Here is a 21,401-nt window from a genome sequence, read left to right on the forward strand (position 1 = left end):
GGGCGATCGCCCTGCTGGAACATCAGCAGGCCCAGATTATCCTCCGCCCGCAAATGCCCCTGAACCGCAGCCTTGCGATACCAGTCGATGGCGGTGGCAAGGTCGGGCTGAACGCCGCGACCCAGCTTATAGGCCTGCCCCAGATTGAACTGCGCATCGGGGTCGCCCGATTGCGCCAGCGGTCGCCATTCGGCGATGGCCCTGGCGTAATCGCCCTGTTGCCAGGCGTCGACACCGGTTTTGACATCCGCCATTGCAGGAAGCGTCATGACCAGCATCGTGGCCAGCGCCGCCATTCCCAAGATGTGCTTCATGTCGAAAAGCTCCGGTCCGTAAGATATGATCAGCAACCGCAATGATGAAACAAGGTTAAAGTCATGTTAGCGCAGCAGCGGAAAAGTGGATAGCGGCTTAACCATGGGAAGCGGCTCATTGCGGAACTTTGTGGCGAAGTTAACCAAATTTTAGCGCCGGTCATGGCAATCCGTCCCGGAACTGGATTTTCCTGGGGGACTGCGTGCGGATTTTGGCATTGGCATCGCAAAAGGGTGGATCGGGCAAGACGACCTTGTCCGGGCATCTGGCCGTGCAGGCGGAGCGTGCCGGGGCTGGTCCCGTCGTGCTGATCGACATCGATCCGCAAGGATCTCTGTCCGACTGGTGGAACGAACGCGAAGCCGACGCGCCCGCCTTTGCCCAGACGACGGTGGCCCGACTGGCCGCCGATCTGGAGATTTTGCGCCAGCAGGGTTTCAAGCTGGCCGTCATCGATACGCCGCCAGCCATCACGATGGCGATCCAGAGCGTGATTTCCGTCGCCGAACTGATCGTCGTGCCGACCCGGCCCAGCCCGCATGACCTGCGCGCCGTGGGCGCGACGGTGGACCTGTGCGAACGTGCGGGCAAGCCGCTGATCTTCGTGGTCAACGCCGCCACGCCCAAGGCGCGGATCACCACCGAAGCGGCGGTGGCCCTGTCGCAACATGGCACCGTCGCGCCGGTGACGCTGCATCACCGCACCGATTTCGCCGCATCGATGATCGATGGGCGCACGGTGATGGAGGTCGATCCCAGAGGGCGTTCCGCCGCAGAGGTCGAAGCGCTGTGGACCTATGTCGCGGATCGTCTGGAAAAGAATTTCCGTCGCACGGTATTCGCCGTGCCCCAGCCCACGATCGGAACGATCGCAGCCCGTCCGGCGGGTGGCGGCTTTGGCCGCCGCGTGATCGGTCAATAAGGGACGCAGATGATGGCAGATCCCAAGCCTATCGCATCGCTGACATCCGGATTGCTGGCACGCAAAGGCATGGCCCAGCCGGCGATGCGGCGGCCGATGCCGGGCTTTGGCCGTCCGACGACGGCGGGCGCGGACTTTGACGATCTGGGGTGGAACGACATGGGTTTCGATGGCGAGCCGGAGATCGGCCTGCCCGATACGGACGCCTTCTCCATCGGGCTGACGCCGATGGCGACGGTTGTGCCGATCCCGCCCGTGGTGCTGGAGCGCGAGCTTCTGGCCAGTCGAATGGCGCGCAAGGTCGAAATGGCGAGCGGGCGCAAGGCGGCCTTTACATTGCGGCTGGACGCCGACCGCCACCTGAAATTGCGGCTGGCCTGCGCCGTTACCGGGCGTTCCGCCCAACAGATCGTCATCCAGGCACTGGACGATCTGATCAACGACCTGCCGGATATTGATCGGCTGGCCGTGCAGCTGCTGAACGAAGGGTAATTAGAGACATGAAACGCACGGCATTTAAAAAGGCGGCGATTTCGTCACTTTTCGTCGCCACGACCATGGTGGGCTGCACCGGCGCGGCTTTCCGCCCGTCGGCTTCGGCCGTCCAGCAGAAGGGCAATCCCGGCAAGATGGCCATCGCAGCGGAAAAGGCGCTGGCCGACCGCAACGCCGACAAGGCGGTGGAAGCCGCCGAAGCCGCCGTTCAGGCTGCGCCGCAAAATGCCGCCTATCGCCAGATATTGGGCCGCGCCTATGTGATGGCGGGCCGCTTTGCCTCCGCGCAGACTGCGCTGAGCGATGCGATGGATCTGGGCAACAGCGACCCCGGCACGATCGTCAATCTGGCGCTGGTGCAGGTGGCGCAGGGGCAGTCGGATGCCGCGCGCAGCCTGCTGGTTGCCAATGCGGGCACCGTTCCGGCCGCCGATTACGGGCTGGCCATGGCGATGGCCGGAGATAGCGAGGAAGGCGTGCGCATCCTGTCGCAGGCCATCCACGATCCGTCGGCCACGGCGCGCACGCGGCAGAATCTGGCCTATGCCTATGCTCTGGCCGGGCGCTGGAAGGATGCACGCATGATTGCGGGCATGGATATGGAACCGCTGGCCGCCAACAAGCGCATCACCGAATGGGCGCAGATGGCCGAACCTTCGCTGGCGCCGATGCGTGTCGCCGCGCTGATGGGCGTGACGTTGAACCAAGCCGATGCCGGACAGCCGGTGGCGCTGGCGCTCGCGCCTGCAAACGCCATGCCGGAACCTGCCGCTGCGCCGGTCAAAATGGCGCAGGCCGTCGCGCTCGAAGCTGCCCCGGTGCCGCAGGCGCAACTGACTGCGCCGATCCGGATGGTGCAGGCCTTGCCTGCATCCACCGCGCCCCGCAAGGCTGCGCCGATGATCAAGGCTTCGGCAAAGCCGGTGCAGGTTGCCGCGCGCGATTTCGTGATCGAAGACCGCAATGGCAAGGCAAAGGTGCAGCCCACCGGGCAGGCGCGCATGCAGAAGGTTGCCTATATCAAGCCGGTCGCCAGCGGCGCCAGCAACTGGGTGGTGCAGCTGGGCGCCTATGACAGCGCGGCGATCGCCAAGGAAAAATGGATGGGCATGGCAGGGCGCAGCGACAGGCTGGCGGCTTTCCCGGTGCTGACCAGTCAGGCGACAGTCAAGGGGCGCGCCTATCACCGGCTCGCCATCAGCGGCTTTGGCAGCCGGGCTGACGCCATGTCTGCATGCCGGACCATCCGCGCCGAACGTGGCCAGTGTTTTGTGCGGGAAAGCGCCGAAGGCGCGACGCCGCAGCGCTGGGCGGTCGCGGCCAAAGGACGTCAATACGCGTCGAAATAGAGGATTTTTAGAGTATCGTGTGCAAGCGGGAACCGGTTTTGCACACGATGCGATACCAAATAACTGGAGCACGCATCCTGCGTCAGATTTAGCGCAGCGTACTTCAAAATCATCCGGAACAGATGATGTCTCGCAACACGCGGGTCGCAAAGAACATTGAGAGCTTGGTCCGGTTCAGGTCCATCGGATCAGGCTCCAGACCTTCCCCCCATCCCAAGCGAACTGAACGCGCGATGCTCCCCGGAGCGTCGCGCGCTTTTTTCATGGCATGGGCATGCGGACGTGCACTATCGGGTCGTGCCGGATGTCGTTTGGGATGATGGAAGAAGAAAGTGGCTCCCCGAGTAGGATTCGAACCTACGGCCATTCGATTAACAGTCGAATGCTCTACCGCTGAGCTATCGGGGAACGACCGGCTTTCGCCGGGCAGGCCGCGCCTATGCATCGGGCCGGGTGAAATGGCAAGGGGCTAATCGCGCCGCCAGCACAAAAAATCGGTTAATCCAATGTCATGCATGACGTGCGCGACCATGCGTTGCCGATGGCGGCATTGCGGATGACGATGAGGAGAGGGTGGCCCGATCAGCCTGGAAAATGTGGCTCCCCGAGTAGGATTCGAACCTACGGCCATTCGATTAACAGTCGAATGCTCTACCGCTGAGCTATCGGGGAGCGACCCGCTTTCGCTGGGCAGGCCGCGCCTATAGCAGCGGATTTTGGAAGATGGCAAGCGCCAAATGACGGATTTTTTACGCGATGAACTGTTCGGCGGCGATCCGGTCGTCCAGCGTATGTTCGGGATCGAACAGCAGCGTCAGCGGGGTCGCGCGGTCGATGCCCACTTCTACCTGCGCCACGTCGCGCACTTCGCGCTGGTCGGCAACGGCGCTGACCGGGCGCTTGACCGGGTCCAGCACGGAAAAGCGGATGCTGGTCGTTTCGGGCAGGATCGCGCCGCGCCAGCGCCGGGGACGAAAGGGGCTGATTGGCGTCAGGGCGACCAGCGCCGACCCCAGCGGCAGGATGGGGCCATGGGCGGACAGATTATAGGCGGTGGAGCCGGCAGGCGTCGCCACCAGCACGCCGTCGCACACCAGTTCGGGCAGGACGGGGCGGCCGTTCACCTGCACTTCCAGCTTGGCGGTCTGGCGCGTTTCGCGCAGCAGCGACACTTCGTTGATGGCGGGGATGGAAAAACGTTCGCCATCGACGGTATCCACCGTCATGCGCAGCGGATTGACCTTGAAGCTCTTCGCCTTTTCCAGGCGCTGGTCCAGCCGTTCGAGCCGCCATTCGTTCATCAGAAAGCCGACGGTGCCAAGGTTCATGCCAAAGACGGGCAGGATACGGCGCGCCTCCAGCATGGAATGGAGCGTCTGAAGCATGAAGCCGTCGCCGCCCAGCGCGATAACCATATCGGCCTGATCCACGGGCACGAAATCATAGGCGGCGCGCAGCCTTTCTTCCGCCGCGCGAGCCGCCTGAGTGGGAGACGCGACCAGCGCGCGCCGTGGCTCGTTCGTCATCCGCCGGTCACGCTCATATGCCGCCGGGTGGCGGGGGGCGTTCCGGCGCTGATACGGAAATCATGTGCCGCAGGCTTCAGCCGCAAGGCCCGGTTGATCAGCGGATGGACCGCAGCCAGTCCCTGATCGCGCAGGGCGCTTTTGAAATCGACATGGTCTTCATGCCCCAGGCACATGAAGATTTTTCCTTCGCAGGTCATGCGGATGCGGTTGCAGTCGGCACAGAAATTTGCGGTGAGTGGCGTGATGAGGCCCAGTCTGATCCCCATGCCGCCCACCGCATGATAGCGGGCCGGGCCGCCGGTGCGGTGGAGCAGGGGCGTCAGGGCATGATGCGCGCGAATCATTTCGGCCACCTGCGTCATCGGAAGATAGTGATCGGTGCGATCTTCCCCCGTTTCGCCCAGCGGCATGGTTTCGATCAGTGTCAAGTCGTGCCCCTGTTCGCCGCACCAGCGCAGCATCGGCAGAATTTCGTCTTCATTGATGCCCTTTAGGGCGACCATGTTGATCTTGACGGCAAGCCCGGCGGCGCGCGCGGCGTCCAGCCCGGCCATCACCTGATCGATGCGGCCGCCACGGGTGATGTGGGCGAACCGATCGGCATCGCGGGTGTCGAGGCTGACATTGATTCGCCGCACGCCCGCATCGGCCAGCATGCCGGCATGATCGGCAAGGCGCGTGCCGTTGGTGGTGAGCGTCAGTTCATCCAGTCCCGCACCCAGATGGCGGCCGATGCGATGGACAAGATCGGCAATGTCGCGCCGGACCAGCGGTTCGCCGCCGGTCAGCCTGATTTTGCGGATGCCGCGCGCGACGAAGAGATCCGCCAGCAGCGCGATTTCTTCCAGCGTCAGCACCTGATCCCTTGGCAAAAACTGCATGCGTTCCGCCATGCAGTAACGGCAGCGCAGGTCGCAGCGGTCGGTCACCGATATGCGCAGATAGTCGATCCGCCGGCCATGGCCGTCGGTCATCTGCGCTTGCGAGGGATCGGCCGCGACCATGGGCAATTAGCTAGGCGATGGACATGCTGTGCGCAAGCGGCACAGTCGAACGCAGTTGCGCCGTTGCAGCGGAGGCGAAGGGCCGGTAACGCCTGTTGCATATGGCGTCGCGTGCGCGGCGCCGGGGAAGGCATGCATGTGAACGGGGACAAGGTCGGGGAAAGTCAGCGCAGCCTGTTCATCCTGTCGCCGGGGGATCGCGACGGGCTGAGCGAGGTAGCGCAGCGCATCGGGTGGCGCACCATCGCGGCGCGCCGGGCGAAGGATGCGCCGCAACGGTATCTGCACAGCGAAGCGCAGATCGCGCTGGTCGATCTGCGTGGCGGGGGTGATGTCAGCATTCTGCTGGCGCGGGTGGTCCCGCCGTTGGAGGCGGGGGGCGGCGCGATACTCGTGCTGGTCGATGCCGAGCATCTGCGCCATGTGCCCGCATTGCTGGCCGCGGGCGCGACCCATTTTCTGGCAGGGCCGGTGACCGAAAGCAGCCTGCGCGCGGCGCTGATGTCCGCGCATCGTCTGGTCGAACGGCTGGGCGGGGGCGTCACCCATAATCAGCGGGCGCAGCGGATCAGGCGCGGTGACGCGCTTTACTGGGCGCTGGGGCCGGACGGGATGCTGCGCCTGAGCGAAAGTCTGGCGCAGCATCTGGGGCTTGACCGGTTGCGGATCGGGCCGTCGGCGCTGGTGCGGCGATTGCCACGGGTGGAACGGCGCAACGTGTTGACGGCGTTGAAGGCGATGCGGCGGGCAGGGCGGCCGGCTGTGCTGGCCCACGCCATTCCGGGGCGACCGGGGCAGCGACTGGTCCACCATCTGCGACAGGTGGACGGCGCGATCGCCGCCGATGTCGAGTGGCTGTCCGACGGGCAGGCGCAGGACGGCGGGAGTCGCGATTACCTGACGGGATTGCGGTCACGGCAGGCGGCAATGGACTGGCTGGAACGGCGGACGGGATTGCCGACCACCATATTGCTGTTGTCGATCAGCCAGTTCGACCGCATGAACGCGGCCTATGGGCAGGTGGTGGGCGACGCGTTGCTGGGCCGGATCGCGAGAAGGGTCGAGCGGATGGTGGACGATGTCGCGCCCGGCACGATGGTGGCGCGGATTGCAGGTACCGAATTTCTGGTCGGCCTGACCGGCGAAGTGGCGGGCAGCGACCGGGCGACGTTCCTGGCGCGGCAGCTGATCGGCGCGGTGGGCCAGCCGTTCAGCGCGGGGGACCATCTGATCCGCCTGATCGCGCGATGCGGCATCGCGCAGGCGCGGGCGGAGGATGATGCGACCGCCCTGCTGCGGCGGGCGGGCACCGCCCTGTCCGACGCGCGGCAGGCGGGGGGCGAGGGCATTCGCATCCTGTCCGCTGAAAAACATAGCCGTCAGGTCGATGCGGACCGGCTGGAAACCGACCTGCGGCTGGCGCTGGACCGGGGCGAAATCAGCATCGTGTTCCAGCCGCAATATCCGGTGAGCAGCGACAGGATCAGCGGGGTCGAGGCGCTGGCGCGGTGGAACCACCCCCATTATGGCCCGCTGGGCGCGGGCATCCTGTTCGCGACGGCGGAACGATCCGACTATATGTTGCCGCTGTCGGCGCATATTCAGGGCGAAGCGTTGCGGCAGGCGGCGGCATGGCCGGGCGCATTGTCCGACCTGCGCCTGTCGATCAACGTCACGGCGGCGGATATTGCCCAGCCGGGGTTCATGCCCAACCTGCTGAACCTTGTCGATCGCAGCGGATTTCCGCGATCGCGGTTGACGGTGGAGATTACCGAAAGCGGGCTGATCGAGGATGTCGATGCTGCCGCCGCGTTGCTGACGGCGTTGCGGGCCGAAGGGCTGGGCGTGGCGATCGACGATTTCGGGACGGGCTATTCCAGCCTTGCCTATCTCAAGAACCTGCCGCTCGATTACCTCAAGATCGATAGCGGGCTGGCGCAGGATATTGCGGGCACGGCGCGGGACCGTATCATCGTGCGCGGGGTCATCCATATGGCCAAGTCGCTGGGGCTGCGCGTCATCGCCGAAGGGGTGGAGACGGAAGAGCAGCTGGACCTGCTGACGCGGGAAGGGTGCGATTATTATCAGGGGTTCCTGCGGTCGGCGGGGGTATCGTCCGCCGACCTCATCAACCTGGTGCTGGCGCGTTAGAAAGGCAGAAGCGGCCAGAGCGCGATCAGAAGGCCTGCGATGCTGGCAAGGAAGATGATGCTGCGCACCACCGGCACGCCCAGCGCATAGAGCGGCAGATAGGCGACCCGCGCCGACAGCCAGATCCAGCCGCCCAGCGCCGTCCATTCGCTGGCGCGCCCGGCCACCACCACGCCGATCAGCGCGACGATGGCGATGGGCAGGGTTTCCCTGAAATTGGCCTCTGCGCGGGACAGGCGACCGGCCAGCGCGTTCATGGGCGGCAGGCTTTCGTCGCGCGCGCCCATATTCCATTTCGTGCCATATTGTTTCGTCTTCACATGCGCCGCGGCGAAGATGTGGACGAGGAGCAGAACCATGCCCCAGGCGAGAATCGTCAGTTCAACCGGCATGATGCTGTCCTTTGTCGGCCCGCTTATATCAAAGCGGATATGGGTAGGACAGAGGGAAGTTCCCGTTCCACGCCGTTCGCTCTTCGACAGGCGCAGGGCGAACGGCGCGGAACGGGAGAGTATAAGTCAGGTCAGAAGCTGAAACCCACCCGTGACACCAGCGTCGCGCCGGCGTGGAGGCTGTCGGGCGCGTCGATGTCCGTATCGGCGTAGCGGACGCCCGCCGACCAGCGGCCCCGATACCAGTCGATCGCCACGCCATAGTCCCAATAGCCGCCGCCGGGGCGCAGGCGCCGGGCGACGAGGGGATCGCGCACATCGCCCGATGAGCGGCCGACATGGCTCGACAGGGTGAGCGGCGTGCCGGGAATGGCGAAGGCGCCGCCCGCCGACAAATAGAGATTGTCGCCGCCGATGGCGGATTGGCGCGGCGCATAGCGGGCGGCGAGATCGATGCTGGCAGGGCCGATGGCGAAACCGGCAATCGCGCCGACCTCTCCATAGCCCTGATGCGATGCGCCGGGGAACAGGTGATAGCGGCCTTCCCCGGTCAGGCGGAAACCGCCCAGCTGCTTTGCATAGTTGGCGCCAAGATCGACGACCGCGTCTGCGCCGCCATGGCGGGGGCTGCCCCACAGGCTGGTCGCCGCGCCGTCGAGGCTGAGGCCGTCGGCGACAGGCACGGAGGCGGTGGCGCGGACGACGGGATCGCCGTCGCTCCAGCTGAGGCCCCGACGGCGTTCGTCACTGGAAGCCTCTACGGTGAAGGTCGGGCCGGACGCATATTGGGCGGCGGCCGGAAGGGCATGGCCGGTGAGCAGGATCGCCCCCAGCCATGCCATGCGGGTCATGCGGTCAGTTGGATGCAAGATTGCGCACCGCATCCAGTTCGGCCAGCAAGGGCGCGCGGTCCCGATCGGCGACGGCCATCAGTTGCGTATGGATTTTATCCTGATGTAGGGCCAGCACGCGCTGTTCCAGCTTTGCGCCATTGGCGCAGGCACCCGCTTCGCTGCCGGTGAAGCTGGCGTCGCTGGCGATGGTGCGGGCGAGTGCAGGGCCATGATCCAGCTTGCGGTCGATGACCACCTTTGCCGTCCAGTTGCACCGTTGCATGTCCATGCGATTGGGCGTTTTCGCGCCGACCGTGCGCGTGGTGACATCCGCCCGCGCCGTGTAGATCGCGTTCAGCGCAGTGCCATGATGATCGATCGGAACGCTATGCGTCGCGGCGGCCGCCGCAAGTGCGATGAGGGTGATGCTCATGCTTGTTCTCCTGCTGTGACGCCTGACTTTAGTGCCCGGTCGTCACAATCAGATTTAGGATTATGCTGTTGCTGATCGATTGCTGAACGATGATGAATGGCGTCGTGAAGGTCGGACGCGGGGGCTTCGACCCTTGATGGCCCCCTGGGGGCGAAGTTCACACCATGGCCGGCCATTGGGGGATGGAAGCGCCCGCGACGCGCCCATGAAGCGTTCGCGACGCGTCCCTTCCAACACTGATATGTTTGCCGACGGGGCGGGTTGGAGCGGATGAAGGCCATGGCCGATATTGCGCATGGATGGCCGCTGTAGGACAGGCGTCATCCCGCCGCCTTCATCAACCCCTTCGCCAGTTGCAATGCGCCGTTGAGGCGCGCCTGCGGATCGGCCCAGGCGCGTTCCACCACGATCTTGCTGTCGGGGCGCAGGCGGGCGACGCCGTTCAGTTTCTGGATATAGGCGACCAGGTTGGCGGGTTTGGGGAAGCGATCCTCGAAGAAGCTGACCAGTGCGCCGCGCGGGCCGACATCGATTTTCGCGATATTGGCCATGAGGCAGTTCTGCTTGATCTCTATGATCTTAAGCAGGTTCTGGGTCGGCAGCGGGAGCTTGCCGAAACGGTCGATCAGTTCGGCTGCGAAGGCCTCCAGACCGTTGCGGTCCTCCAGTTCGTTGATGCGGCGATAGAGACCCATGCGCAGGTCAAGGTCAGGCACATAATCGTCGGGAATGAGGATCGGCGCGTCGACCGTGATCTGGGGCGAAAAGCTGTCGCTGCGCCGTTCAGCCGCTATGCCGCCAGCCTTGGCATCCATGATCGCGTCTTCCAGCATCGACTGGTAAAGTTCGAAGCCCACTTCCTTGATATGGCCCGACTGTTCGTCGCCCACGAGGTTGCCCGCGCCGCGAATGTCGAGGTCGTGGGAGGCGAGCTGGAACCCGGCGCCCAGCGTGTCGAGGTCGGACAAGACCTTGAGCCGCTTTTCCGCCGTTTCGGTGATGATGCGGTTGGCAGGCGTGGTGAAATAGGCATAGGCGCGCGTTTTGGAGCGGCCCACGCGCCCGCGTAGCTGATAGAGCTGAGCAAGGCCGAAACGGTCGGCGCGGTGGATGATCAGCGTGTTGGCGCTGGGGATGTCGAGGCCGGATTCCACGATGGTCGTGGAGAGCAGCACATCGTAGCGCTTGTCGTAGAAGGCGGACATGCGTTCTTCGACATCGGTGGCCGACATCTGACCATGGGCGACGATGGGTTTGATTTCCGGCACTTCGGTGCGCAGAAATTCCTCGACCTCGGTAAGGTCGGAGATGCGTGGCACGACGAAGAAGCTCTGGCCGCCGCGATAATGTTCGCGCAGCAAAGCCTCCCGGATCACCACGCCGTCCCATGGCATGATATAGGTGCGCACGGCGAGGCGATCGACCGGGGGCGTCTGGATGACCGACAGTTCGCGCAGGCCCGACATCGCCATTTGCAGCGTGCGCGGGATGGGCGTGGCGGTCAGCGTCAGGACGTGGACGTCGGTCTTCAGGGACTTCAGCCGTTCCTTGTGGGTGACACCGAACCGCTGTTCTTCATCCACGATGACAAGGCCGAGGCGTTTGAATTCAAGCCCCTTCGCGAGCAGGGCGTGGGTGCCGACAACAATGTCGATGGTGCCATCGGCCAGACCCGCCTTGGTCGCTTTCGCTTCCTTGTCGGGTACGAGGCGGGACAGGCGGCCGATATTGACGGGGAAGCCACGGAAGCGTTCCTCGAAATTCATGTGATGCTGGCGCGCGAGGAGGGTGGTGGGGCAGATGACCACGACCTGCATGCCCGCCATGGCGGCCACGAAGGCGGCGCGAAGGGCGACTTCGGTCTTGCCGAAGCCGACGTCGCCGCAGACGAGGCGGTCCATCGGGCGGCCTGCGCCCAGATCCTCCACCACATCGCTGATCGCGCGGTCCTGATCATCCGTTTCCTGATAGGGGAAGCGGTCGACGAAGGCGGGATAGCCGGCATGATCGGGTTCCGCGACGGTGGCCGGACGCAGGGCGCGTTCGGCGGCGGTCTTGAGCAGCTCGCCCGCGATTTCGCGGATGCGCTCCTTCATCTTCGCCTTGCGCCGCTGCCAGGCTTCGCCGCCCAGCTTGTCGAGCGCTACGCCCTCATTCTCGCTGCCATAGCGGGAGAGGACTTCGAGATTTTCGACGGGAACATAGAGCTTGTCGCCGCCCGCATAGGTGAGCGCGACGCAATCATGCGGGGCCTTTGCCACCGGGATTTGCGTCAGCCCTTCATAGCGGCCGATACCGTGATCCATATGGACGACGAGGTCGCCGGGGGAGAGGGTGGCGAGTTCCTGAAGGAAGGCGTCGGCGCTTTTCTTGCGCCGGGCGCGGCGGACGAGGCGGTCGCCCAGCATATCCTGTTCGGTCAGCACTGCAACGTCGGGCGCGGTGAAGCCATGGTCGAGGCCGAGGACGGTCAGCGTGACGCTGCCCCCCGCCGCGATGCCCAGCGCCTCCTGCCAGTTGTCGGCGGCGGCGAGGCGGGACACGCCATGGTCGGCGAGCAGGCCGGACAGGCGTTCGCGCGCGCCGCCGGAATAGCTGGCGATGACGACTTTCTTTTTCTGGCGGCGCAGGTCGGCGATATGCTTGCCGACGGCTTCATAGATGTTCGTGTTCTGCGCGCGTTCGGGGGCGAAGTCGCGGGGGCCATCGACAGAGAAATCGAGGACGGTCGCGCTTTCCGGCTCATGGAAGGGCGTGGTGCCGTGCATCGGCAGCGTGGCGATGGCGGCGTCCCATTGGGCGGCATCGAGATAGAGGGCGTCGGGCTTGAGCGGGCGATAGGCGCCGGGGTCGGACGATTTCGCCTGAACGCGGTTGGCGTGATAGTCGCGGATCGCCTCGAACCGGCTTTCCGCCGCGCCCGCGACGCCATGGTCGCGGATCAGCACGGCGCCTTCGCCCAGATGATCGGCGAGCGGGACCAGCTTATCCTCCAACAAAGGCAGCCAATGTTCCATGCCCGCCAGGCGGCGCCCGTCGCTGACCGCCTGATAGAGCGGGTCGCCGGTCGCGGTCGCGCCGAATATTTCGCGGTAACGGCTGCGGAAACGCTTGATCGTGTCTTCGTCCAGCAGGGCTTCGGACGCGGGGAGCAGGGTGAAGCCGTCTACGCTGCCGGTCGTACGCTGATCGGACGGGTCGAAGCGGCGGACGGTTTCGATTTCGTCGCCGAAGAAGTCGAGGCGAAGCGGCTGTTCTTCGCCACCGGGGAAGAGGTCGACGATGCCGCCGCGAATGGCAAATTCGCCGCGATCATGCACCGTGTCGGTGCGGACATAGCCGTTGGCCTGCAACATCTCCGCCAGTTTCTGGATGGCGATCCGTTCCTTGGGAGCGAGTTTGGCGACCAGCTGGCGGACGCGGAACGGGGTGAGCGTGCGCTGGGTCATCGCCGCCAGCGTGGTGACGACCAGTTGCGGGCCTTTGGGTTTTGCCTGCAAGGCGTAGAGGCCCGCGAGTCGTGCTGATGCCGCGCGTAGCGAGGGACTGGCCCGGTCATAGGGCAGGCAATCCCATGCCGGGATTTCAATGATCTCGATCTCTGGCGCGAAATAATGGGCGGTATCGGCGACCGCGCGCATCAGCTGTTCGTCCGACGCGATGAAGACGGCGCGGCTGTCCGCTGCGCCCGCCGCGCGGGCGATGTCGGCCAGCAACCATGGCTGAAAACCGGCGGGCACGCCCGACAGGGTGAGGGGTGCCTTTGCCTTCAGGATTTTCTGGAGATCGGTCATCTTGCTACTCGTCCCCCTCCCGCTTGCGGGAAGGGTTAGGGGTGGGTCTTATGCAACGGAGGTGGCACAGGCCGACCCCCGGACCCTACCGCACGCGGGAGGGGAGAAAATCAGTTCTCGATCTTCACGAAATCGAGTTTCAGGAACTTGTCCATCATCGGGCCTTTCCATTTATCGGGAACGACAATGGTGCCCAGCGCCCAGCCGATGATGTCGGCATCCTGTTCATCCATGAATTTTTCGAACCATGCGATTTCCTCTTCATTCCATTCGGCATGATAGCGTTCGAAGAAACCGCCGACGGTATAGTCCGCTTCCCGCGTGCCGCGATGCCAGGCCCGGAATTTGATGCGGCGCATCTGGGGATTGTCGTTCACAATTTGTTCCTTTAACGGGCGCGACGAAGAGGCCGATCGGGTGTTTGTATGACCGTCCCGGCTGCGTTACAGCCCGTCAGATAGCCATGCGACCCGATATTCTCAATCCGCTCTTTGCCGAAATATCCCTGTTCAAGGGGATCGGCCCCGCGCTCGCCCGTCCGCTGGAGCGGCTGGGGCTGGCGCGCGCGGTCGATGTTGCCTTCCATATTCCGGTCAGTTGGGTGGACCGGCACCTGACCGACGCATTGGACATGGCCGATGCGGGGCGGATCATCGGCACGATGCTGACGCCGGTGGATTATCGCGCGAGCGGCAGCGCACGCGCCCCTTTCCGGGTGCAGGCGGTGGACGGGCAGGGCAATGCCGTATCCCTCGTCTATTTCGGGAAGAACAGCGCATGGCCGCGCAAGCTGTTGCCGCTCAACGAACCCAAATTCGTGTCGGGCAAGCTGGAGGCCTATGGCGACAATCTTCAGATGGTGCATCCCGATTATGTCCTGCCGCCGGAGGAAGCCGCGACCGTTCCATCACGCGAATCGGTCTATGGCCTGTCCGAAGGGCTGACCAACAACCGGATGCGCGACATCGCGGCGCAGGCGCTGGCCCGCGCGCCGGAACTGCCCGAATGGATCGAGCCGAGCCTGCTGGCGCGCAGGGAATGGCCTGCGTGGCGTGAGGCGCTGGCGCGGGTCCATGCCGATCCGTCGGACGGGAGAGCGCGCGAGCGGCTGGCCTATGACGAGATTTTCGCGGGGCAGCTGGCGCTGATGCTGGTGCGGCAATCGTCGCGGCGGCGGCGGGGCGTGTCGATACAGGGCGACGGGCGGTTGCGTGACATGCTGAAATTGCCCTTTGCGCCGACGGGCGCGCAGCGGCGGGCCATCGGTGAGATTGAGGGCGACATGGCGCAGGCGACGCCGATGCTGCGCCTGCTGCAGGGCGATGTCGGGTCGGGCAAGACTTTGGTGGCGCTGATGGCGCTGCTGAACGCGGTGGAAGCGGGCATGCAGGGGGCGATGCTGGCGCCGACCGAAATCCTGGCGCGGCAGCATTATGAAACGCTGCGGAAAATGGCGTCGGGGCTGCCGATCGAGATCGCGATCCTGACGGGGCGTGAAAAGGGCAAAGTGCGCGAGGCCACGCTGATGGGGCTGGCCGATGGCAGCATCGACATCCTTGTCGGCACGCATGCGATTTTTCAGGAAGCGGTGCAGTATAAGGCGCTGGGGCTGGCGGTGATCGATGAACAGCATCGGTTCGGCGTGGCGCAGCGGATGATGCTGGCGAGCAAGGCGGAGCGGTCCCCGCATCTGTTGGTGATGACGGCGACGCCGATTCCGCGCACGCTGACGCTGACCTATTATGGCGAAATGGATGTGTCGCGGCTGGATGAGATGCCACCGGGGCGGCAGCCGATCCAGACTCTGGTGATGTCGGCCAACCGGCTGGACGAGGTGGTTGACGCGCTGGCCCGCCATGTCGAGGGCGGCGGGCAGGCCTATTGGGTATGCCCGCTGGTCGAGGAAAGCGAGACGAGCGATCAGGCGGCGGCCGAGGCGCGGGCGGAATCGCTGCGCGAACGGTTCGGGGACCGGGTGGGGCTGGTCCACGGACGCATGAAGGGACCGGAAAAGGATGCGGCGATGGAGGCCTTCGCCGCCAACCGGACGCAGATATTGGTGGCGACGACCGTGATCGAGGTGGGCGTGGACGTGCCCAACAGCAGCCTGATCATCATCGAAGGGGCGGAGCGGTTCGGCCTTGCCCAGCTGCACCAGCTGCGCGGGCGCGTGGGGCGTGGGGACAAGCCATCGGTGTGCCTGCTGATCCGGGGCAATGCGCTGGGCGAAACGTCGCGGGCGCGGCTGGCGTTGATGCGGGAGACGAATGACGGGTTCCGCATTGCCGAAGAGGATCTGAAACTGCGCGGCGCGGGGGAAGTGCTGGGCACGCGGCAGTCGGGCGAGGCGGAGCTGAAGGTCGCGACGCCCGAACATGTCGCGGCGTTGGTGGACAGCGCGCGCGACGACGCGAACCTGCTGATCGAACGCGACGGCGGGCTGGACAGTGCGCGGGGGCAGGCGGCGCGGATATGCCTGTACCTGTTCGAAAAGGATGCGGCGGTGGGATTGCTGCGCGGCGGATGAGGGGTGATAACGGTCAGAAGCAGACGTTATTCTCTGTCACCCTGAATTTGTTTCAGGGTCCATTTCCCCGAATTAAGCGATGCTTTCGGCGGCATGATGGATGATGAAGCAGGTTCAGCATAACGGGTAGGGAAAAGCTGCTTCCCATTCAAGACAGCGGTCGAATGATCGCGATTATCGTACGACCCGGCGCGGCGCCTTAATTCCTTGCTGCACCTGCGAAACAAAAAAGCATCTGGCGGCGTTGCCCCGGCATGTCCGACATCAGCCTGAATCATATCACGCCGATGGCCGCGCTTTCGATCGCGCTGTCGGTGGCCGTCGCCTTCGTCATTCACTGGGCGCTTTATTGGGTCGCCCTGCGCGTGGTGAAGCGCGCGAAGATGGAACCGGTGCTGTTGCCCGCGATATTCCAGCCGACGCGGTGGCTGGTCGTATTGCTGTCGCTGGGCGCGGGGCTGAAGTCCATCGAGATGGGGCCACGGATCGAGGATGTGTGGTCCATCGGCGCGCGCATGGCGTTCGCGCTGCTGGTCGGATGGCTGATTTTCCGGGTGATGCGCGCGGGCAAGGCCATGCTGGAGGCGCGGGCCGACATCAGTGTCGAGGATAATCTGAAGGCCCGGCGGCAACGGACCAAGATCAGCATCCTGTATCGCATATGCCAATGCATCGTCGGATTCCTGGTAATCGCCATGATGCTGATCGCCATTCCGGGCGTGCGCACGATCGGCGTGTCGCTGATGGCGTCGGCGGGGCTGGCGGCGCTGGCGGTGGGTGCTGCGGCGCAACCGGCGCTCAAGAACCTGATCGCGGGCGTGCAGATGGCCTTTTCCGAACCGATCCGGCTGGACGATGTCGTGATCATCGAAGGGGAATGGGGGCGGATCGAGGAAATCCGCCTGACCTATGTCATCGTGCGCATATGGGACGACCGGCGGATGGTGGTGCCGGTATCCTATTTTCTGGAAAAGCCGTTCCAGAACTGGACCACGAAGACGTCGGACCTGCTGGGCACGGTGTTCCTCTATGTCGATCCGACGACGGACATAGAGCGTATCCGCGCGCGCTTTGTCGAGGCGGTGAAGGCCAATGTCCGCTGGGACGGGCGGGTCGCGATATTGCAGGTGACCGACCATCGCGCCGATGCGCTGGAACTGCGCGGGCTGCTGTCGGCGCGCAATGCGGGGATCGCGTTCGACCTGCGGTGCGAGGTGCGCGAAGCGATGCTGACATTCCTGCGCAATGACATGCCCGAAGCACTGGTGCGCGGGCGGCAGCGGGTGGAGGCGGGCGATGGTTTCGCCCGGATCGATCCTACCAGGCTGTCTGGCGTGGCGGAATGAGCGAAAGCATCGCGTCGTAGATTTTGGGGGTGATGGGTTCCAGAAACTCCATCCCGGCGCGGCCATCCTGCGACCAGCGGATTTCGGCCGGATAATCCTTTATGATGGGAAGCCAGACCGTCAGATGCTCACCCACCAGCAGCGTTTCCTTCGTACGGCACATCAGGCCGAGCGCGGAGATGTTGATCACGCGGAGGGGCAATGTCGCATCGCGAACCTTGGCATGGGTGGCGAGATCGACGAGATCGCGCTGCACCCGGCGCTGTTCGACCGACGGGTCGCGCGAGCCGATGACATGGCCGAGTTGTTCGAAGACCGAGGACGACATGGTGCCGAATCTAGGTCTTCCAACATGGACGCATGATTAGGAAACGGCGTTAACGACGGCGTAACGCCGTTTCCCGATGCGGCAGGTCGTCAGGCGACGATCAGGCCGTGCTTCTTTGCGCCGAAGCTGAGCTTGTCGCCCGGTCGCAGCGTGACGGCGGGGTCGGTGACGACTTCGCCATTCACCCTGATCGCGCCTTCGGTCAGTTTGCGGCGCACTTCCTTGTTGGACGTGGCAAAGCCAAGGCCGGTGGTGGCCTGCACCACGGTCAGCGCTTCCGCGCCGATGCTGACGGTCGGCAGGTTGGCGTCCGATGCGCCTTCCTCGAACGTCCGGCGCGCGGTTTCGGCCGAACCCTGCGCAGCGTCGAGACCACGGCAAAGCGCGGTCGCTTCGTTGGCGAGGATCTTTTTCGCTTCGTTGATTTCCGCGCCTTCCAGCGCGGCGAGGCGGTTCACTTCGTCCATCGGCAGATCGGTGAACAGGCGCAGACGGTTGGCGACGTCGGCGTCAGCGGTGTTCCGCCAGAATTGCCAATAGTCGTAATGCGACAGCTGATCTTCGTTCAGCCACACGGCGCCGCCCACCGTCTTGCCCATTTTCGTGCCGTCGGCATTGGTGAGCAGCGGCGTGGTGAGGCCGAATACCTGCGTGCTGTCCACGCGGCGGGCGAGTTCGACGCCGTTGACGATATTGCCCCACTGGTCGGAACCGCCCATTTGCAGGCGACAGGCGCTGCGACGCGACAGTTCGAGGAAGTCGTAGGCCTGAAGGATCATGTAGTTGAATTCGAGGAAGGATAGCGACTGTTCGCGGTCGAGGCGCAGCTTCACCGAATCGAAGCTGAGCATCCGGTTCACCGAGAAATGCTGGCCGATGTCGCGCAGGAAAGGGATATATTCGAGGCGGTCGAGCCATTCGGCATTGTCGAGCATGATCGCGTCGGTCGGGCCGTCGCCAAAGGTCAGGAAGCGTTCGAACACGCGCTTGATGCTCGCGACATTCTGCGCGATCAGATCGGTCGTCAGCAGCTTGCGCGCTTCGTCCTTGAAACTGGGGTCGCCGATCTTGCCGGTGCCGCCGCCCATCAGGACGATGGGCTTGTGCCCCGCCTTCTGAAGCTGGCGCAGCATCATGATCGACACGAGATGCCCGACGTGCAGCGAGGGCGCCGTCGGGTCGAAGCCGATATAGCCCGGCACCACCTGCCTGGCGGCGAGGGCGTCCAGCCCCTCCGCATCGGTCAACTGGTGGATGTAGCCGCGCGCTTCGAGCAGGCGCAGGAGATCGGACTGATAGTTGCTCATGGGGCGCGCCTGTAGCATTGCGGAAAGAAGTGTAAAAGAGGCGGAGTTTTCGATCATGTTAGCAATCGGCCTGATGTCCGGCACGTCGCGCGATGGAATCGACGCCGCCCTGATCGAAACGGACGGCGAAGGGCAGAGCCGGGCGGTGGCGTTCCACGCCATGCCCTATGACGATGGGTTTCGCGTGCGGCTGGCCGAAACATGCAGCCGGGCGATGGCGATGGAGCGGCCGGGGTTCGAACCGCTGATCGCATCGGTCGAAGGCGAACTGACCGAATTGCATGTGCAGGCGGTCGCCGACCTGCTGGGGCGCAGCGGATATGTGGCGCAGGATGTGGGCGTGATCGGGTTTCACGGGCACACCGTCGCGCACCGGCCAGAACGGGGATGGACGTGGCAGATCGGCGACGGCGCCGCATTGGCCGGGGCGTTCGGGATTGCGGTGGTGGGCGACCTGCGCAGCGCCGATGTGGCGGTGGGCGGGCAGGGCGCGCCGTTGCTGCCGGTCTATCACCGGGCGCTGGCGGACGGGCTGGCGAAACCGGCGGCGGTGCTGAACCTGGGCGGGGTGGCGAACATCACCTTCATCGGCGCGGACGGGACGCTGATCGCGTTCGATACCGGGATGGCGAGCGGCCTGATCGACAACTGGATGCAGATGGAGGGCGGCGTGCCCTATGATGCCGGGGGCGCCTGCGGGGCGCGGGGCGTGGTGGATGAAGCGCGGCTGGCGGCGATGATGGCCGATCCATGGTTCGCCGCGCCGCCGCCCAAGAGCATCGATCGCGAACAGTTCACGATCGCGGCGGTGCAGGGGCTGACGCTGGAAGATGGCGCGGCGACGCTGAGCGCCTTTACCGCGGCGTCGGTGGCGCGGGCGGTGGAGCATCTGCCGCAGCGCCCCGTCCATATCCATGTCGCGGGCGGCGGGCGGCATAACGACACGTTGATGGCGATGCTGGCGGCGCGGACCGGGATCGCGGTGTCCAGCGTCGATGCGCTGGGGTGGGATGGCGATGCGCTGGAGGCGCAGGGCTTTGCCTATATGGCGGTGCGGCACCTGAAGGCTTTGCCGATCAGCTTTCCGGGGACCACCGGGGCGCCCGAAGCGATGACGGGCGGGGTCCTGTTTACCCCCTGAACATGATCCGATCGACCTGCATCGGGTCATGTTCAGGCCGTTTTTCGCTGACCGCACTATGCGAGCCGTCCTCTGTTCCAAATGCCTTCGTAACGCTTTAACTTCGCACATTTCCCGCTGATTTCGACATTTTGTTGCGGGCCATTGATCCTATCGGAAAGGGGCGGGGCCATTATAGCCCGCCCGGTCCGAATAGGACATCGGTCAGTGTTTGGGGTCAGCGTTTGCGGGTGAGTGTTTGGGGTCAGCGTTTGCGGGTGAGTTCGCGCATGGCGGCGTCGATCCCGTTGATCGTCAGCGGGTACATGCGGTCGTTCATCAGTTCGCGGATCATCGTCGTCGAATGGCTGTAGCCCCAATGCGCCTGCGCCGCCGGGTTGAGCCAGACGCAGACGGGATAGGTGTGGGCCACGCGGCCGAGCCAGACGGCGCCCGCTTCATCGTTCATATGTTCGACCGACCCGCCCGGATGGCTGATTTCATAGGGACTCATTGCCGCGTCGCCGACGAATATGACCTTATAATCATGGCCATATTTATGGAGTATGTCCCATGTCGGAATGCGTTCGGCAAAGCGGCGGCGATTATCCTTCCACACCCCTTCATACAGGCAGTTGTGAAAATAGAAGAACTCCAGATTCTTGAATTCGCCGGTCGCGGCGGAAAACAGTTCCTCGCACAGGCGGATATAGGGATCCATGGAGCCGCCGACATCGAGGAAAAGCAGCAGCTTCACCGCATTATGCCGTTCCGGGCGCATGCGGATGTCGAGCCAGCCCTGCCGCGCGGTGCCGCGAATGGTTTCATCCAGGTCCAGTTCGTCCGCCGCTCCTTCCCGCGCGAAGCGGCGCAGCCGGCGCAGCGCCACCTTGATATTGCGGGTGCCCAGTTCCCGACTATTGTCGAGATTGGCAAATTCGCGCTTTTCCCAGACCTTGATCGCGCGCTGGTGACGGCCTTCCCCGCCGATGCGGACCCCGGCCGGATTATAACCGCCATGGCCGAAGGGCGACGTCCCGCCGGTGCCGATCCATTTACTGCCGCCCTGATGCCGTTCCTTCTGTTCCTCCAGCCGCTGTTTGAGCGCATCCATGATCGCGTCCCAATCGCCCAGCGCCCTGATCTTTTCCATGTCTTCCGGGCTGAGATATTTTTCCGCGACCAACCGAAGCCATTCTTCGGGAATGTCGGTTTGCAGGTCGTCCGCGCCCATCGCCCCTTTGAACACGCTGGCAAAGACCCGATCGAAACGGTCGAGCAGTCCTTCATCCTTCACATAGGTGGCGCGGGCGAGATAATAGAAATCCTCCGGCCGCCGGGCGATGACGTCGCGGTCCAGCGCCTCCAGCAGCAACAGATGTTCCTTGATGCTGGCCGGAATGCCGGCGGCGCGCAGCGCGTCGAGGAAGTTGAGCAGCATGGGACGATATTCGGCCAGCCGGAAATCCGCCGCAACCATTATATTCCAAATATTAAGTGTTGCAGCGCATGGTTAATGCGTCATCATCCAGTAACAATCCAAATGGTGGGGCGCA

General features: G+C 64.4%; 18 protein-coding genes and 2 tRNA genes. 7 read left to right on the forward strand and 13 right to left on the reverse strand.

What is annotated here, in order from left to right:
• Positions 1-314: tetratricopeptide repeat protein (locus tag ACOJSJ_RS18150; protein ID WP_420146360.1), on the reverse strand; the 314-nt coding region annotated here is incomplete at its 3' end.
• 203 nt (positions 315-517) lie between these two features.
• On the opposite strand from ACOJSJ_RS18150, the gene ACOJSJ_RS18155 reads away from it, so the two are divergent.
• The 3 genes from ACOJSJ_RS18155 to ACOJSJ_RS18165 are packed head-to-tail and all read left to right on the forward strand — an operon-like array spanning position 518 to position 3,081.
• Positions 518-1,237, forward strand: a complete 720-nt coding sequence (locus ACOJSJ_RS18155; protein WP_420146361.1) for an AAA family ATPase — start codon at positions 518-520, stop codon at positions 1,235-1,237.
• Positions 1,238-1,249: 12 nt separating this feature from the next.
• The gene (locus ACOJSJ_RS18160; protein ID WP_420146381.1) at positions 1,250-1,729 is read left to right on the forward strand and encodes a hypothetical protein; all 480 of its coding nucleotides are present in this window, start codon (positions 1,250-1,252) and stop codon (positions 1,727-1,729) included.
• Positions 1,730-1,737: 8 nt separating this feature from the next.
• Positions 1,738-3,081, forward strand: coding sequence for an SPOR domain-containing protein (locus tag ACOJSJ_RS18165; RefSeq protein ID WP_420146362.1), 1,344 nt, complete (start codon positions 1,738-1,740; stop codon positions 3,079-3,081).
• Between the two features lie 333 nt (positions 3,082-3,414).
• Here the strand turns inward: ACOJSJ_RS18165 and ACOJSJ_RS18170 are convergent.
• The 4 genes from ACOJSJ_RS18170 to moaA all read right to left on the reverse strand — a co-directional run bounded on the left by ACOJSJ_RS18170 (position 3,415) and on the right by moaA (position 5,614).
• Positions 3,415-3,489, reverse strand: a tRNA-Asn gene (locus ACOJSJ_RS18170).
• A 189-nt stretch (positions 3,490-3,678) separates the two neighbouring features.
• A tRNA-Asn gene (locus ACOJSJ_RS18175) sits at positions 3,679-3,753 on the reverse strand.
• A gap of 77 nt (positions 3,754-3,830) precedes the next feature.
• Entirely contained in the window at positions 3,831-4,607 is a 777-nt protein-coding gene (locus ACOJSJ_RS18180) for an NAD kinase (RefSeq protein WP_420146363.1), read from the reverse strand.
• Complete coding sequence (gene moaA, locus ACOJSJ_RS18185) at positions 4,604-5,614, reverse strand: GTP 3',8-cyclase MoaA (protein ID WP_420146364.1); 1,011 nt, start codon at positions 5,612-5,614, stop codon at positions 4,604-4,606. The genes ACOJSJ_RS18180 and moaA overlap by 4 nt, the downstream gene beginning before the upstream one ends.
• Before the next feature lie 132 nt (positions 5,615-5,746).
• Between moaA and ACOJSJ_RS18190 the strand changes: the two genes are divergently transcribed.
• On the forward strand, positions 5,747-7,765 hold the full coding sequence (locus ACOJSJ_RS18190) for a putative bifunctional diguanylate cyclase/phosphodiesterase (RefSeq protein ID WP_420146382.1): 2,019 nt from the start codon (positions 5,747-5,749) through the stop codon (positions 7,763-7,765).
• Here ACOJSJ_RS18190 and ACOJSJ_RS18195 read toward each other — a convergent pair.
• From ACOJSJ_RS18195 to ACOJSJ_RS18215, 5 genes are all read right to left on the reverse strand, one after another.
• On the reverse strand, positions 7,762-8,157 hold the full coding sequence (locus tag ACOJSJ_RS18195) for an MAPEG family protein (protein ID WP_420146365.1): 396 nt from the start codon (positions 8,155-8,157) through the stop codon (positions 7,762-7,764). The two genes, ACOJSJ_RS18190 and ACOJSJ_RS18195, sit on opposite strands and share 4 nt — an antisense overlap.
• A 131-nt stretch (positions 8,158-8,288) precedes the next feature.
• The gene (locus ACOJSJ_RS18200) at positions 8,289-9,008 is read right to left on the reverse strand and encodes a TorF family putative porin (protein ID WP_420146366.1); all 720 of its coding nucleotides are present in this window, start codon (positions 9,006-9,008) and stop codon (positions 8,289-8,291) included.
• A gap of 4 nt (positions 9,009-9,012) precedes the next feature.
• Positions 9,013-9,423, reverse strand: a complete 411-nt coding sequence (locus ACOJSJ_RS18205; RefSeq protein WP_420146367.1) for a hypothetical protein — start codon at positions 9,421-9,423, stop codon at positions 9,013-9,015.
• Positions 9,424-9,743: 320 nt separating this feature from the next.
• The gene (gene mfd, locus ACOJSJ_RS18210; RefSeq protein WP_420146368.1) at positions 9,744-13,217 is read right to left on the reverse strand and encodes a transcription-repair coupling factor; all 3,474 of its coding nucleotides are present in this window, start codon (positions 13,215-13,217) and stop codon (positions 9,744-9,746) included.
• 110 nt (positions 13,218-13,327) lie between these two features.
• A complete protein-coding gene (locus tag ACOJSJ_RS18215; RefSeq protein ID WP_420146369.1) occupies positions 13,328-13,594 on the reverse strand; it encodes a succinate dehydrogenase assembly factor 2 in 267 nt (88 codons plus the stop codon).
• A gap of 86 nt (positions 13,595-13,680) precedes the next feature.
• Between ACOJSJ_RS18215 and recG the strand changes: the two genes are divergently transcribed.
• Both recG and ACOJSJ_RS18225 read left to right on the forward strand, forming a co-directional pair.
• A complete protein-coding gene (gene recG, locus ACOJSJ_RS18220) occupies positions 13,681-15,744 on the forward strand; it encodes an ATP-dependent DNA helicase RecG (RefSeq protein WP_420146370.1) in 2,064 nt (687 codons plus the stop codon).
• Positions 15,745-15,998: 254 nt separating this feature from the next.
• Positions 15,999-17,090 (forward strand): mechanosensitive ion channel family protein, encoded by a 1,092-nt coding sequence (locus ACOJSJ_RS18225; RefSeq protein WP_420146371.1) that lies wholly within the window; start codon positions 15,999-16,001, stop codon positions 17,088-17,090.
• On the opposite strand, the gene ACOJSJ_RS18230 is transcribed toward ACOJSJ_RS18225, so the two are convergent.
• Together ACOJSJ_RS18230 and tyrS are read right to left on the reverse strand one after the other, a co-directional pair.
• Positions 17,062-17,418, reverse strand: coding sequence for a PilZ domain-containing protein (locus tag ACOJSJ_RS18230; RefSeq protein WP_420146372.1), 357 nt, complete (start codon positions 17,416-17,418; stop codon positions 17,062-17,064). The two genes, ACOJSJ_RS18225 and ACOJSJ_RS18230, sit on opposite strands and share 29 nt — an antisense overlap.
• A gap of 89 nt (positions 17,419-17,507) precedes the next feature.
• Positions 17,508-18,725 (reverse strand): tyrosine--tRNA ligase, encoded by a 1,218-nt coding sequence (gene tyrS / locus ACOJSJ_RS18235; protein WP_420146373.1) that lies wholly within the window; start codon positions 18,723-18,725, stop codon positions 17,508-17,510.
• A 55-nt stretch (positions 18,726-18,780) separates the two neighbouring features.
• Here tyrS and ACOJSJ_RS18240 point away from each other — a divergent pair, with 55 nt between their 5' ends.
• Positions 18,781-19,866: an anhydro-N-acetylmuramic acid kinase gene (locus ACOJSJ_RS18240; protein ID WP_420146374.1), complete on the forward strand. Its 1,086-nt coding sequence runs from the start codon at positions 18,781-18,783 to the stop codon at positions 19,864-19,866.
• 244 nt (positions 19,867-20,110) lie between these two features.
• Here the strand turns inward: ACOJSJ_RS18240 and ACOJSJ_RS18245 are convergent, their stop codons facing one another.
• Entirely contained in the window at positions 20,111-21,286 is a 1,176-nt protein-coding gene (locus ACOJSJ_RS18245; RefSeq protein ID WP_420146383.1) for a vWA domain-containing protein, read from the reverse strand.
• Positions 21,287-21,401: the final 115 nt, after the last annotated feature.

The sequence above is a fragment of the Sphingobium sp. genome, assembly GCF_048594625.1.
GTDB lineage: Bacteria > Pseudomonadota > Alphaproteobacteria > Sphingomonadales > Sphingomonadaceae > Sphingobium.

What these genes read in the sequence shown, in the direction of transcription:
- ACOJSJ_RS18160 (WP_420146381.1), top strand. Translation starts at nt 1,250, where the DNA reads ATGGCAGATCCCAAGCCTATCGCATCGCTGACATCCGGATTGCTGGCA.
- ACOJSJ_RS18165 (WP_420146362.1), top strand. Translation starts at nt 1,738, where the DNA reads ATGAAACGCACGGCATTTAAAAAGGCGGCGATTTCGTCACTTTTCGTC.
- ACOJSJ_RS18180 (WP_420146363.1), bottom strand. Translation starts at nt 4,607, where the DNA reads ATGACGAACGAGCCACGGCGCGCGCTGGTCGCGTCTCCCACTCAGGCG.
- moaA (WP_420146364.1), bottom strand. Translation starts at nt 5,614, where the DNA reads ATGGTCGCGGCCGATCCCTCGCAAGCGCAGATGACCGACGGCCATGGC.
- ACOJSJ_RS18190 (WP_420146382.1), top strand. Translation starts at nt 5,747, where the DNA reads ATGCATGTGAACGGGGACAAGGTCGGGGAAAGTCAGCGCAGCCTGTTC.
- ACOJSJ_RS18195 (WP_420146365.1), bottom strand. Translation starts at nt 8,157, where the DNA reads ATGCCGGTTGAACTGACGATTCTCGCCTGGGGCATGGTTCTGCTCCTC.
- ACOJSJ_RS18200 (WP_420146366.1), bottom strand. Translation starts at nt 9,008, where the DNA reads ATGACCCGCATGGCATGGCTGGGGGCGATCCTGCTCACCGGCCATGCC.
- ACOJSJ_RS18205 (WP_420146367.1), bottom strand. Translation starts at nt 9,423, where the DNA reads ATGAGCATCACCCTCATCGCACTTGCGGCGGCCGCCGCGACGCATAGC.
- mfd (WP_420146368.1), bottom strand. Translation starts at nt 13,217, where the DNA reads ATGACCGATCTCCAGAAAATCCTGAAGGCAAAGGCACCCCTCACCCTG.
- recG (WP_420146370.1), top strand. Translation starts at nt 13,681, where the DNA reads ATGCGACCCGATATTCTCAATCCGCTCTTTGCCGAAATATCCCTGTTC.
- ACOJSJ_RS18225 (WP_420146371.1), top strand. Translation starts at nt 15,999, where the DNA reads ATGTCCGACATCAGCCTGAATCATATCACGCCGATGGCCGCGCTTTCG.
- ACOJSJ_RS18230 (WP_420146372.1), bottom strand. Translation starts at nt 17,418, where the DNA reads ATGTCGTCCTCGGTCTTCGAACAACTCGGCCATGTCATCGGCTCGCGC.
- tyrS (WP_420146373.1), bottom strand. Translation starts at nt 18,725, where the DNA reads ATGAGCAACTATCAGTCCGATCTCCTGCGCCTGCTCGAAGCGCGCGGC.
- ACOJSJ_RS18240 (WP_420146374.1), top strand. Translation starts at nt 18,781, where the DNA reads ATGTTAGCAATCGGCCTGATGTCCGGCACGTCGCGCGATGGAATCGAC.
- ACOJSJ_RS18245 (WP_420146383.1), bottom strand. Translation starts at nt 21,286, where the DNA reads ATGCTGCTCAACTTCCTCGACGCGCTGCGCGCCGCCGGCATTCCGGCC.